Raw genomic sequence first — 12,933 nt, 5'->3', positions numbered from 1 at the left:
CGATGCCCTCGGGGCGCAACACAGATTTCTCCAAGAGAATCTTTTTCACGCTGCTGCGAGAGGCGCGTATCGGTGCAATATCCGCAAGGGTATTGCACCGTTTTTTCTTCTGCGCGCGTTTTTTGCGGTTGCGCGCACCGGGCCGGTGCGTGCTTGCGCAGCTTATACGGCTGCTTCGTTCTCTTCGCCGGTACGGATACGGATCACGCGCTCGACCTCCGCCACGAAGATCTTGCCGTCACCGATCTTGCCGGTACGCGCCGCGCCGATGATCGCGTCGATGACCTGATCGCATTGACTGTCCGCGACCACGACTTCGATCTTCACTTTCGGCAGAAAGTCGACCACGTACTCCGCACCGCGATAGAGCTCGGTGTGCCCTTTCTGGCGGCCGAAACCCTTGACCTCGGTAACGGTCAGGCCCGTGAGGCCGACTTCCGCGAGCGCCTCGCGCACTTCGTCGAGTTTGAACGGTTTGATGACTGCGGTGATGCGCTTCATGGCGAACCTCGTCTCTTGATGGGAAGAGTGGAAAGGGAAAGGATGATTTTTATTCTACGCCGCGCCGGATGCATTGCGGCATCCGCGCGCGGGCGTCGTCTTTCACTCCACCGGCTCGGTGTAGCGCGACGTGATCGGATAACGCCAGTCGCGGCCAAACGCGCGATGCGTGACGCGAATGCCGATCGGCGCCTGACGGCGCTTGTATTCGTTGATCTTGATCAGGCGCGTGACGCGCTTCACGTCGTCGACCCGATAGCCCGCCGCGATGATCTCCGCGAGCGAACGATCCTCTTCCATGTACATGCGCATGATCGCGTCGAGTACTTCGTATTCGGGCAGGCTGTCCTGGTCGGTCTGGTTCTCGCGCAGTTCGGCGGACGGCGCGCGCGTCAGAATGCGCTCGGGAATCACGTCGCGCGTCGCAAACGTAGTGGCCGCGTTGCGATAGCGGCAAAGCCGGTACACGAGCGTCTTCGCGATGTCCTTGATCACCGCGAAGCCGCCGGCCATGTCGCCGTATAGCGTGCAATAGCCGACCGCCATCTCGCTCTTGTTGCCGGTGGTCAGCACGATCGAGCCGAACTTGTTCGACAGTGCCATCAGCAGCGTGCCGCGAATACGCGCCTGAATGTTCTCTTCGGTCGCGTCTTCGGCGCGGCCCGCGAACTCTTCGGCGAGCGAGCCGCGAAACGCGTCGAACATCGGCGCGATCGCGATCTCGTCGTAGCGCACGCCGACCCGGCGTGCCATCTCGGCGGCGTCGGTGGTGGAAATGTCCGCCGTGTAGCGCGACGGCATCATCACCGCGCGGACCTTGTCGGCACCGAGCGCGTCGCACGCAACGGCGAGCACGAGCGCCGAATCGACGCCGCCCGACAGACCGATCAGCGCGCCCGGAAAACCGTTCTTGCCGATGTAGTCGCGCACACCCATCACGAGCGCCGCGTACACCTGCGCTTCGATCGATTGCTCCGGCGCGAGCGCGGCCGGCAGCGGCGTGCCGCCGTCGAACTCGACGATCGCCGTGGTTTCCTCGAACTGCGCGAGCTTCGCGACCAGTTCGCCCTGCGCGTCGAGCACGAACGAGCCGCCGTCGAACACGAGTTCGTCCTGGCCGCCGACCATGTTCACGTAGACCATCGGAATACCGGTCTCGCGAATCCGCGCGCGCAGGATGTCGAAGCGCACCGCTTCCTTGTTCAGGTGATACGGCGAGCCGTTCGGAATCAGCAGCACCTGCGCGCCCGCGGCCTTCGCCATCTGCGCGGCCGACGCATGCCACGCGTCCTCGCAGATCACGACGCCGTACTTGAGCCCGTCGAGTTCGAACACGAACGGCTGCGGATCGGCTGCGAAGTAGCGCTTCTCGTCGAACACCTCGGCGTTCGGCAAATCCTGCTTGCGATAGGTGCCCTTCACTTCGCCGTCGACGATCAGCGAGGCCGCGTTGAACGTATCCACCGGCGGCACGCCGCGCTCGATCGGCGCGTTTGCATTACCATGGCCGTTCGCCGCATGGTGCACGAGATTGTCCGACCCGTCGCGCAGCGGATGACCGACGATCACGTGCAGACCGGTGAACGGTTTCAGCTGCGCGGCGAGATCGGCCAACGCGGCCGCGCTCGCGGTGTAGAACGCGGGGCGCAGCAGCAGGTCTTCGGGCGGATAACCCGACAGCGCGAGTTCAGGCGCGACCAGCAGCTTCGCACCGTCGCTGTGCGCGGCGCGCGCGGCGGCGACGATCTTCGCGACGTTGCCGGCGAAGTCGCCGACGGTGACATTGATTTGAGCAAGAGCGATTCGGGTCTTCATGGCAGGATCGACAGGCAAGCCTTCACGGCTCGCGGTACCGCGGCTCGATGGCTCGACGGAATTGAACAAACCGGATAAACGAACTCAACGAACGACGTGGCAGCTTCAGCTTCACAGCGCCGCGCCGGTCATTGCAAACAGTCACTCAGATTGAACCAGCAACGTATCGATTATCGCACGGGCATTCTGGCATCGCCCTCCGAGGTGGACGCCGCCGAGTGGAACGCCCTTCTCGCCGCGCAGCCGCAGCCCACGCCGTTTTTGCGGCACGAGTTTCTGAGCGCGCTCGACGCGACGCGCTGCGCGGTCGCCGACACCGGCTGGGCGCCGCAATTCGTCACGCTGACCGATGCGCGCACGGGCAAGCTCGCGGCGGCGGCACCCGTCTATCTGAAGGGCCACTCGTACGGCGAGTACACCATATTATGCGGGTGCTAAAAATTTGCCCGACTGATTGATAGGTGCTATCTATTTGTTTTTTAAGGAATAAATTCATCATCCTGCTTCAATTTCTTTCCCGAACAAAATCTGCCAAGATACTTGAAGGCTTTCGGGCGGAGACTGAGAAATGTCAGTGGCGCATTGGACAGAGCCCGGTGCACTCGAAACGCACATTTGGCGGGACGACCAATTGCGTCTCGCTGCCAAGCAGAGGTTGGACGGCACGACGACCTACAAGACATATGTACTTGACACTGCTCTCTTGAAGTTGACTGCAGGCGGATGGTTGAGCGAGGCGGTCGAAGCAGCACCTAGCCAACTACACTTCGTGCAGGCCGCCGCAATCGTGAACAGCCTGAAGACGCTCGCGACAAGAACATCTGTTCGCGTGCTCTTGAACAACCCGTCTGCGCACTTAAGTGAAGCCAACGTCATAGACGTCCTCGAAGCCGTCGACACGGACGCTTTGGCGCGCTCGCAGTCTGCAGGCTCTGGATACGCGCAGAAGACTCGTGCGTTCTTGACCCGTCCGGTCATTCCAATCCGCAACGGCACTTTGCTTTGTGACGTTGACTACCGTACAAAACTCCAGCCGTCGCCGAGCAGAGCGAATGACACGCTAAGTGACAGAAGCCACCCTGGTTTGCACAACCCCGAATTGATACGCCCCGCAAGCGCCCTTGCATTTGCCGACACCAGCGACCTCCACAAGAAGCAACTTGCACACTTCTCCGGTCGAATAGAGGTTCTCCGTTCGTCCTGCGTTTCAATCCTCGACTCCCACGACCAAATCGTCCGCGCAATTTGCGATGCAAAGAATGTGGGAATTTCAGACGTCCCTCTGCCCCCTCAAACAAAAGGCGCGCTTAGGAGAGGTACCGCTCACCAACACAACCGTCCCAAGGGGATACCGCCATCATCTCAATTGGCGCTAGCAGCGTACATGCTCCAACAGTACGAGCTACACAAGCCAAGCAATGTCAGGATGGAATTGAGCGCAGTCACGGAGTTTGCGCCTCTAATATCACACGACACATTCGAAGAGCGCTTTGGCATCCTGTTAAGCGAGTTTTATTTATCCCGTGTCGTTGTCATTGCATGCTTCGTAATAGTGATGCTCGCGACTGGCTGGAATAAGGGCACCGTTATGACTTTGACGAAGCACCGGGTCCAAAAAATTCCAGGAGGCTATAAGCTTGCCGGCTTGAAGACGCGGTCCGGCCAGAATGAGTCAGAGGACCTCAAACAGCCAGTTCCCCCAAATCGGGGGAACGAAAACAAGCCGACCTCCCACACTGCTAATGGCCTCGCGCCCCCACTTCTCAAGAACGATGAGGACTCTGAAGATGATGGGAATGACGTCCGAGAAGTGTTGGATTTGTCGTCCGTGCGTGCAATCGACATGCTGTTACAGCATCGAGAAAACGTCGACACATATGGCGACTCAACTGACCCAAGTCTATTCGTGACACTCGCGCTCTCCGAACTTCGGTCTCGTCATTTTCGACTTAAGTTGAACTCAGATGAGTTGAATGAATTTTGCGACTTCATTCGTCATCCGCGATTCCGTGCCAATGACCTGCGCAAACAGTCACATTCTCATTTCTACCTAGCTAATGGGAGGGATATTCGCGCCACACAAGCACGGGCCAATCACGCGAGTGCCACGACAACAATGCACTACATTGACGGAACTGCGTTACGTACTTCGCATGAAGCGACTATCAAAGATTTTGGCGACATCCTTTCTTCCGCCTTCGAGTATTCGGCCGGTCGCCTCAGATTCAATAATAATGCAACCGACCGAAAGACCAAGCTGATTAAAACTCTTCTGCTATTCCCTCCATCCTCACAACACCCCGAGGACGGCGAGTCTGTCGCCGACAAATGGATTAAATCGCTCGGCAACATCTCATTCGAAATCGGCGCAGCGGAGATAAAGCAGTGCGCATATCAACGCCACTACTATTCGAAGAACACGGCAAAACTCATTGCTGCGAACGGAGAACGATTTCGCCATTATCATCTCCCCCGAATTCTTTTTTGTGAAGCGCTGCATCGCGTCATTCTTGACAGTCCACTCGGCGGCCAACTTCGTTCTTTGGAGGCAACTCTCCATGAAAAAGCAATCCGCAGGAACCTTCGTAGAGACAAATCCAGCTGACACTGCTGAGCAAAAGGAGGCAGACGACGCTTTCATAGAAACCGACCCGGTGGACTCTAACACCGGCGCCCGGTACCTGAGTGATTGGGATGACGACATCATAAGATTCGATGCGAGAGACTTAGGCTCAAAAATATCGCGGATTGAGTCGATTGACCTGAATGCAGTCAATCTCGGAACTGCTGGAAATATGGGAATTTATCGAGGCCAAATCGTCCCATTGATAACCTTCCCGCAATTTGTTTTGGCCATAAAAATAGCAGTAAAGCGCACCCTCTCCGAAGTAAAAACGAATTTATTGGACCATGTTAGGGCAAACGTTAACCACTGTTTGAGATTTTTCTCCTTCCTGATTGGCCGAGGGATTTACAGCCTACCGCAGGTCACTAGAGAAATTAGCGAGCTCTATAAGCATCGTATCCTACAATTCGGATGGTGGAAGGCAAACTGCTACAACATCATGTTTCGACGCGTGTTGAGGCGACTTCGAAGCGATTCAGTCCTTCAAAATAGGCTAAGAGGCAGAAGCCTTAACAACACCTTTTTTACCCTTAACATCTCAGAGCTAGAACAAGCCCTTGGACTTCCGATTGCTGGGCATTTAGTACCCGGATGGTTTTATGGCATATTTCAACGCATAACTGACGAAGTTAAACCATACAAGACCGCCGACACGTCGATTATCGAAGCATCACACGGGTCCTGCCAAACTGCATTTAATGCCGTCAACAAACTCTACTTCAGCATGGACGGGTTTGATTCGCTGCCCTTCAAACCATATCCTCGCCCCGCGAGCATAGCAGACAAGCGATTTGGAAGACCTGGTGCAAATGATGGCCGCACTGATAATTTGTCGCTGCCGACGGTCGTGAAGATTGTCGAGTTATCCTTGCGCTGGCTTTACGACTATGGCCCATCACTTATGAGCATGCTCAAGTCGATTCGGGCGAAGCTCGAAGCGCACGCACGAGAGTTTGTGATTGATAGAAACGTTTATGCTCGATTTTTGAATTCTGCGTGCGAGACGGCGTTTGAAGAATTCCAATCAATCCACAATTTACCTCTAAGTGGAATCTTCCGCCCTGTTCATGGGGCCTCGTCAATCAGAAATCTTGTGCTCACGCACCAGGTCGCGATGTTCTTCAACATTGTGGCATGCTGCGCGCGTCGGAGAAACGAACTGGTTGGGCAGGGGAAAGACTACGGACTCCACTTTGGCTGTCTCCGGGAAATCGTCGAGGGAAGCGAACAATACAAGATGGACGTTTATATCGAGAAGACACTTTTCGACTATACGGAGTATTGGGCACCAAATATAGCAGTTAAATCGATTCAATCCCTTGAGGAACTATCACAAATTTTCCGGCCACTCAACAGCCCTGAAAAGCAATATTCAGAAAATATAGAAGTCGCCCGTCGAGATAAGCTTTTTTCTTCGAGAAATTTCACATTCACAGGATTCGCTGACGACAATCCTATCGGTTTTGACCTAGCAAGAAACTGCGAATTCTTTTTTAAACTCGCGGAGATTGACGGAATCGAAATCTTCGGTAGAAATCGGAATGTTTTTCGTCGCTTCTACTGCTTAGTTTACGTCAACCGATACGACAATCCAGTTCTGGCTGCGTTGCGTTATCTGCTTAATCACTCCACCGTTTACGAGACTTCCATCTACGGTCTCGACCCGCATGGGCGAAAACCTGATAAGAAGGCAGCGAAAATCCTCAGGCGCATCAAGGAAGACGACCTAAATTTTCGTATGATTTTGGCCGAGGTCCGCGAGGAGCATCTTACGGACAAAATCGTTCGACTCCTCAAAGGAGAAAACATCGGTGGACCATTCGCTCGACTCCTCCTCAAAATGATGACGCGGCTCTCTGCGGATGCGACATTCGTCGCTAGCCCTGTAGAGGTCAAAGCTAAGCTCGTCACCGAGTGTGTGCGCAACCGCGGATTTGCGGCAAACGAGAAGGATAACGGCATCTGTGTGGCAGGCACGGCACGACATGCTGCGCGGAAAGCTCACTGCTTTGACGGCTACACAGTCCGTCCAGAACTAGCTGGTCCCAAAATCTGCTCAGGATGTATCAATCTTTTGACTTCAGAAGGCTACCGAAAATACATGCGGTCTGAACGACACGAACTCATGGAAGACGCACAAGATATGTCTTTGTCTCGAGCACATCGAGACCAATTGTTAGACGACGTCCGTATCATTGACGCGTATCTCGAAGCCGACGAGAAAGTCGCGGCAGGAAATCAAGAAATAGTCGTCAAGTTGGTACGGCACTGGTCCGAACTTCTGGATGAGAGCAAAGAATGACCGCATCGCATATCTCTGAACGAAATAAGCAGATTGTCCGGGCAAACCTCACGGCGAAACTGGCAATTCTGGAGACTTGGTCACGAACAGCAATCCCGTGGCTTCGAGATGCTGCTGGCAATGAAGTTCGGGATTCTGACGGCGAGCAACTGTTGGACTATTATCCACCACGGCTAATTGATTTTGCTAGCTGGAATGGCACGCAGAACTGTCAGTCAACACACACGTTGTTTCCTGAACTCTCGTCTATCAAGACAACTCGACGCTCAACATTGTCAGAACCGTATCACAGTGACCTGCAGTCGAAGGTCAAAGCTGTGCTTGATGTGCTCCGCGCCAAAGGTCGTGAGCAGTTACTGCTCGCGAACAAGACTTCTCGTATTGAAACACTGCAAGCAGGCGCCGACTACTGGGAAACACTAGCACGCAAGCAGGAAGGCGACATCATCGCCCTGCGTGAGCGAATGTCTGAGACAGAGGTAAAGCTACGTGCGGCGACGTTGGCGCTAGAGAATAATAGAATCGAAGCTCAACGCGTCATCGACAATCTCAACGCTAAAGTTGCAAACCTCACCGGCCTCTTGGCCAAGGTGGCACCCCTTAATTGAGGGAGTTTACTATGGTATCCCGTCGACTTTCGACTCGAGAGCAAGGCCATGAGAACGAAGAGGCGCTACGGAAATGGGCCAAAGGAGCAAAGCTGGAAAATATCCCCACAAATCAGTCAGGCGGGGCATCACGGACAGCCATTCTAAAGTTGATTGGGGCCTCCCGGTCCACCGCGCACAGCAATCCGAGAATTGCTGAGCTCTTCGAACAACTCGACAAGCGCTTGCTTGGTCAGGACACATCTGCCCCCCACCCGTCCGCGAACAAGCCAGTCGACGCAGAGGGACTTCGTGAGGTCGTTATTGCACTGCAAAGTGAGAATGCAGCATTGCGCGCGAGGCTGCGCCGCTTGCGATGGGGCGACGACACTGGCACCTCAGTCCGAGACCAGTAACGACTGAAATGAAAATCACGGGCACAGTTCGTCGCGTGTTTTCTGCATCTCCGACAGGAGGAGCAATCTTCAGCTTGCAAGCCGAGACGCGCGCCGAACCAATTCGTGTAAAGGCCGACTATTCAGTACTGTACGACGCTCCGTTTATTGGCGAACGTCTGACGCTAAGCGGTGACTTCCGGCTTGACGTGTACGGGAAGCAGTTTGTTCCTACACTCGTGCTGCCGGAGCTGCCAACCGCGAACTCAGCGCCTGAACTACTCTTGAACCATCCCGCGTTCTCGACCCTTGGTAAGCGTCATATCAGCAAAATCTGCCGGAAGATTGGCGTGCAGATGCTTTCCGTGCTCGAAACGCACGACTTTGCCGCACTGAATAGCGCTGGCGTAGATGGCAGGATGGCAAATGCAATGACCATCGCGTGGACCGACTACAAGACGCGAATCCAGACTTGTCGGTTCCTGCTCGAGCGCGGCCTCTCTTGGTCAACCGCAGCCTTGGCTGCCGAGTTGTGGGACAGTTCCGCCGTGAGCGTTATATCGGCCGACCCTTACGTGTTAGCAGCGATTTGCGATTGGGACGAAGTCGACAACGCGGCGACGCGATTCTTCGGGGTCGCCTTCGATTGTCCCCGACGAATCCGGGGTTGCTGCGAGTCCATTTGCAATACGGCGGTGGCACACCGGAAAGCAGCTGTGACTCTCAAAGCTTTCGAGCAGGCCTTTCAGGCGCGGACGGGAATGAACATCCATCCAAATGCCTCGATTGGGCCTTGGCTAGCCGGCGGCTCAGTTCGACGTGTCCGAGGTCAAGGACACGACTTTGTCCAAGGCGCTGGCATGACTAACATCGAGGCGAGCATTCACCGTCACATCATGTCCGTTCTCAATCGGGACCAAGACGCTCGACCTCAATCGAACAGCCCACACAATCACAATGCCGAATTGCGTCCGCACGAACAACGCTTGTTAGAAGTTCTTTCTGAAACGCGCGTCGCGACTATCGAAGCGCCGGGTGCCTCTGCGGTCATTGCCGTCGAGGCCGTCGCACGATGCTTCCCGAAAGCCATTCACATTTCGCCGACGTCAGCGCTGTTTGCCAACACAGGAAGACTCCGGCTCGACTGGTATCTGCTGCGTGAATTCATCATCGACGACGCGTTACCACGACCTGTCGACGGCATGACTGTTGTCATTCACGACTGCACGGCGATTGACGTGTTGCTTGTCAACAAGCTGCTTCGCAACGTTCAAGAGGCGACCCGCCTTATTTTTATCGGCGACCCTAGCGTGACAGCCGGCTCCGGTCCCGGAGAGATATTCAACGCCCTCCTCTCCGAACCCGCACTTGTGCACGAGAACGTCTCCGCCTTCCTTGAGCAACATGAGCGCACGACTCCACTTGTGCGCCTTCCGGCAATTTTGTCACGGACATTCCGGCCGGCTGACTACCGCCTGAAAGCATTGCGGTTTGTGCAGGCGGGAACGCGCAATGAGTTGGTCGACCTGACACTTCAATCCTATCGCGCGGTTTTTGAGACCGAGCCCCATAATGGGGTCATCGTAGCCTCGTCACACAATCTCGCGACAGAGCTTAATCATCGTGTCCATGAAGAGCTGTTGGAGTATCTCGCTATACCTGACCCTGAGCCTCCTATATTAAAGCTGCGAAACAAGCAGGAGGCTACGGTCGGCGACGTTGTAATTTTCCTAGGACGCGACTATGCCAAGGGGCTATTTCCCGGAAGCCGAGGCGTCATCGCTCGGATAAGCCAAAGCGGGCGTTCTAGGTCAGCTCGCCTTTCGGCAGCAGCCGTGCGTGTACTTTTCGACACGGCAGGCTACGTCGACCTCACTTTGCAAGAGTGCGAACTCATGTCGCTGGGCCATGCGGTGCAGGTCCAACATGTAATGCTCTCGCGATGGAAGAAGCTCATTGTTGCGATGGAGTCGTCCAAAACTCTCAACCACTCGTGGTGCCGGCACGCGCTTGCCCGGGCCGACCGGGAGATTGTAATTCTGGCCGCAGAAGGAGTGTTCGAAGATGCCTTGCGCCGTCGGGAATCCGAGTCGACGTATGTTCCTTCGCTAAACCTCTGCAAGATATGAAATCGAAAAAATTTCCCGTTTCCATGATGTGGGTCAATTGGACAGGTGGTCGGCGGATTCCAGTTATTAGGGACGCTCATCTCAACCTGTCAGAACCCTTCCTCGATTACACGTTGCGAGTCGCCCGCGACAAGTGCGACGCCAACGTCTCGGACGGAGCTTTTCGTTCTGGTATGCAACACGTTGGCTACGCTCTTCTCGCCCTTGCGCGCTTCCTCGCATCAGAAGGTCTGTCCTGGGAAGGACTTACAGACCGAACTTTGGTTACCTTTCGCAACTGGGTTAAGGATGAAGCCAGACTAAAACCGAGCTCAAGAAACGAGGAAACTGCGAAGAGAACTGCAAATTCAAGGCTGCGCGTCGTCTATGAGTTCCTGACGTGGGCACAGGAAGACGCACTACTCATTCAGTCGGTTGTCGGCAATTCTGCAATCTTTCCAGTACGGTCTTCATTGCCCAAACTCCAGAACACCGGACATAAGAATCTGCGCGACCCAAAGCTAAAGTACCCGAAGCAGTTTCAAGACGTGGGCGAGGCGTCGCGTACGAGCGACAGGCAGTATTGGGCAACCGATGAAGATTTCGAAGCGATTCGACAGTTCTTCTGGTCATCAGGCGGCGCAGCTACTGCCGCGAGAAATGACCTGTTCTTGCGCTTGTTCGAAGGCCTCGGTTGGCGTCGTGCGAGCGTGAATAGCCTTACTGTTGACCAATTCGCAGACTCAATCATTGTCGAGGCAGTTGGTACTGGTGAGACAAACATCTCGATAGTCCCACCCGAGCAAAAGTTTGGCTATCAGCGCGCCTTCCCTGTACCAATAAACCTTGCGTTGGCCGTCAAGCGATACATCAGCGAGGAACGTTTCGACTTGTTGGCGAAGCATGGCTTGAGCGAGTCAGACACCAAGATACATCAGGGGCGTTTGTTCCTATCAGTAAATACCGGCCTACCTCTTACACATCCGGCGGTCTCGGAAATCTTCCGGGCCGCGTTTCGCGCGATTGGCAGCGACATTGGAGCAAACACGCATTCGTTCCGTCGCAAGTTTGCTGAGTCCACGTGGGCCGAAGAGATTGAGTTTCGCCAGCGCGAGGGCTTGTCCCTTGCATACGAGGATGTCGCAATGGCCGTAGCCGACATCTTGGGCCACGCATCGATTATCTCTCAAGACTCTTATCATAGAGTGCTGAGCAGGATACGAAAGCTGAGTGTCGAGCAGGTACTGAAGAACCGGATTGCAGAGCTCAATGACACCGTTGCGGTCCAGATGAGCACGATTGCGAGGCTTCGCGACACTCTTGCAAAATGCGTTGAGACGGCAGGTTACGCGAGCGTCGCGACAGACTCACCGCTGCGTCAGAGCATCATGAATCTGATGACCGAGCTGGATGCCGCTTGAACGGCGTATGTGCCTCGAGCTCGTCAATATGCTCGTCCATCGCCGCTGTCTCCTGGTCCAGAAACTCGCTAATGGCGTGCGCGAACCTATGGTCAGCAATCCAGTGAGCGGACCACGTGGGCGTTGGCATCAGCCCGCGTGACATCTTGTGCACACCTTGAGCTCCGCCCTCGAAGCTCTTCAGTCCATTGGCAATGCCATATTCGATGCCCTGCATATAGCAGGTTTCAAAGTGAAGACCAGAGACGAACTCTTTGGTGCCCCAATAGCGGCCGTACATCGTGTCGCCTTGAACAACATTGAGCGCCACCGCAACCCGCTGCCCGTTCGCCTCAGCAATAACGAGCATCAGTGCATCCGGCATCGACCGATGAACCAGTCCAAAGAATTTGCGAGTTAGATACGGCGGGTTCCAGTGCTCCCGATACGTATTTTCGTAGCACCCGTAAAAGAAGTCGAGGTCGTCCTCGCCAATCTCCTGGCCCCGTAGCCATCGGAAGGTGACGCCGGCGTCGTGGACCCGTCGCCTGTCCTGCTTGACCTTCTTCCGTTTGTCGTGCGACATCTTCGAGAGAAACTCGTCGAAGGTCTGGTACCCAAAATTCTCCCAGTGAAACTGGACACCTTCTCTCAGCATGAAGCCAGCGTCGGTGAGCGCCTCAAGGTCATCTTCGTGGGAGAACAGGACGTGGATTGACGACACATCGAGCTGCTTTGCAAACTCGATTGCTCCCCGTGCGAGTAGTACCCTGTCGGCATGCGTCTTCGCCAGCAGTCGCGGGCCTGTAACAGGCGTGAACGGTACAGCGGACAGGAGCTTGGGGTAGTACTGGATACCGTGACGCGCGAATGCATCCGCCCAGGCGTGGTCGAAGACGTATTCCCCACGGCTATGTGATTTCAGGTACAACGGCATGGCGCCAGCGAGGTCGCCTCCGCGCCGCATTAGCAGGTAGGTCGGCTGCCACCCTGTCGACTTCGATGCGCATTTCGTAGTGTGCATCGCTGACAGATATTCGTGCGCCACGAAGGGATTGCCTGCAGCGAGCGCATTCCACTCCTCTGCAGGCACATCTGAAAGGGAATCGACAACCAAAATCTCGACCTTGCTGCTCACTACGCCTCTCCCAACGACTGTCTGCACGCCGCGCACACGCGCAAAGCAGCATTGTCGCCTA

8 protein-coding genes and 1 pseudogene are annotated in these 12,933 nt (G+C 55.4%); 6 read left to right on the top strand and 3 right to left on the bottom strand.

What is annotated here, in order from left to right; all coding sequences use genetic code 11:
- Positions 1–162: 162 nt before the first annotated feature.
- A complete protein-coding gene (gene glnK / locus L0U84_RS04310) occupies positions 163–501 on the bottom strand; it encodes a P-II family nitrogen regulator (RefSeq protein ID WP_062126765.1) in 339 nt (112 codons plus the stop codon).
- 102 nt (positions 502–603) lie between these two features.
- Positions 604–2,316 carry an NAD+ synthase gene (locus L0U84_RS04305; RefSeq protein WP_233848043.1) on the bottom strand — a complete coding sequence of 571 codons (1,713 nt, stop codon included), beginning with the start codon at positions 2,314–2,316 and terminating at the stop codon, positions 604–606.
- 150 nt (positions 2,317–2,466) lie between these two features.
- Between L0U84_RS04305 and L0U84_RS04300 the strand changes: the two are divergent.
- The 6 genes and pseudogenes from L0U84_RS04300 to L0U84_RS04275 form a co-directional block, all read left to right on the top strand.
- Positions 2,467–2,733, top strand: a pseudogene (locus L0U84_RS04300) (peptidogalycan biosysnthesis protein); the annotation flags it as partial.
- Between the two features lie 151 nt (positions 2,734–2,884).
- A complete protein-coding gene (locus L0U84_RS04295; RefSeq protein WP_233848042.1) occupies positions 2,885–4,921 on the top strand; it encodes a hypothetical protein in 2,037 nt (678 codons plus the stop codon).
- On the top strand, positions 4,875–7,244 hold the full coding sequence (locus L0U84_RS04290) for a hypothetical protein (protein WP_233848040.1): 2,370 nt from the start codon (positions 4,875–4,877) through the stop codon (positions 7,242–7,244). The genes L0U84_RS04295 and L0U84_RS04290 overlap by 47 nt, the downstream gene beginning before the upstream one ends.
- Positions 7,241–7,852 (top strand): hypothetical protein, encoded by a 612-nt coding sequence (locus L0U84_RS04285; RefSeq protein ID WP_233848038.1) that lies wholly within the window; start codon positions 7,241–7,243, stop codon positions 7,850–7,852. The genes L0U84_RS04290 and L0U84_RS04285 overlap by 4 nt, the downstream gene beginning before the upstream one ends.
- A gap of 403 nt (positions 7,853–8,255) precedes the next feature.
- The gene (locus L0U84_RS04280; RefSeq protein WP_233848036.1) at positions 8,256–10,355 is read left to right on the top strand and encodes a hypothetical protein; all 2,100 of its coding nucleotides are present in this window, start codon (positions 8,256–8,258) and stop codon (positions 10,353–10,355) included.
- A complete protein-coding gene (locus L0U84_RS04275) occupies positions 10,352–11,755 on the top strand; it encodes a hypothetical protein (RefSeq protein WP_233848034.1) in 1,404 nt (467 codons plus the stop codon). The genes L0U84_RS04280 and L0U84_RS04275 overlap by 4 nt, the downstream gene beginning before the upstream one ends.
- On the opposite strand, the gene L0U84_RS04270 is transcribed toward L0U84_RS04275, so the two are convergent.
- The gene (locus tag L0U84_RS04270; protein WP_233848032.1) at positions 11,721–12,872 is read right to left on the bottom strand and encodes a GNAT family N-acetyltransferase; all 1,152 of its coding nucleotides are present in this window, start codon (positions 12,870–12,872) and stop codon (positions 11,721–11,723) included. The genes L0U84_RS04275 and L0U84_RS04270 overlap by 35 nt on opposite strands.
- Between the last annotated feature and the right edge of the window lie 61 nt (positions 12,873–12,933).

Origin of the sequence: Paraburkholderia sp. HD33-4 (assembly GCF_021390635.1) — a bacterium.
In the GTDB taxonomy this organism is placed as follows: Bacteria; Pseudomonadota; Gammaproteobacteria; order Burkholderiales; family Burkholderiaceae; genus Paraburkholderia.
This window is presented reverse-complemented; position numbering and strand designations above follow the sequence as displayed.

What these genes read in the sequence shown, in the direction of transcription:
- L0U84_RS04295 (WP_233848042.1), top strand. Translation starts at nt 2,885, where the DNA reads ATGTCAGTGGCGCATTGGACAGAGCCCGGTGCACTCGAAACGCACATT.
- glnK (WP_062126765.1), bottom strand. Translation starts at nt 501, where the DNA reads ATGAAGCGCATCACCGCAGTCATCAAACCGTTCAAACTCGACGAAGTG.
- L0U84_RS04280 (WP_233848036.1), top strand. Translation starts at nt 8,256, where the DNA reads ATGAAAATCACGGGCACAGTTCGTCGCGTGTTTTCTGCATCTCCGACA.
- L0U84_RS04305 (WP_233848043.1), bottom strand. Translation starts at nt 2,316, where the DNA reads ATGAAGACCCGAATCGCTCTTGCTCAAATCAATGTCACCGTCGGCGAC.
- L0U84_RS04275 (WP_233848034.1), top strand. Translation starts at nt 10,352, where the DNA reads ATGAAATCGAAAAAATTTCCCGTTTCCATGATGTGGGTCAATTGGACA.
- L0U84_RS04290 (WP_233848040.1), top strand. Translation starts at nt 4,875, where the DNA reads ATGAAAAAGCAATCCGCAGGAACCTTCGTAGAGACAAATCCAGCTGAC.
- L0U84_RS04285 (WP_233848038.1), top strand. Translation starts at nt 7,241, where the DNA reads ATGACCGCATCGCATATCTCTGAACGAAATAAGCAGATTGTCCGGGCA.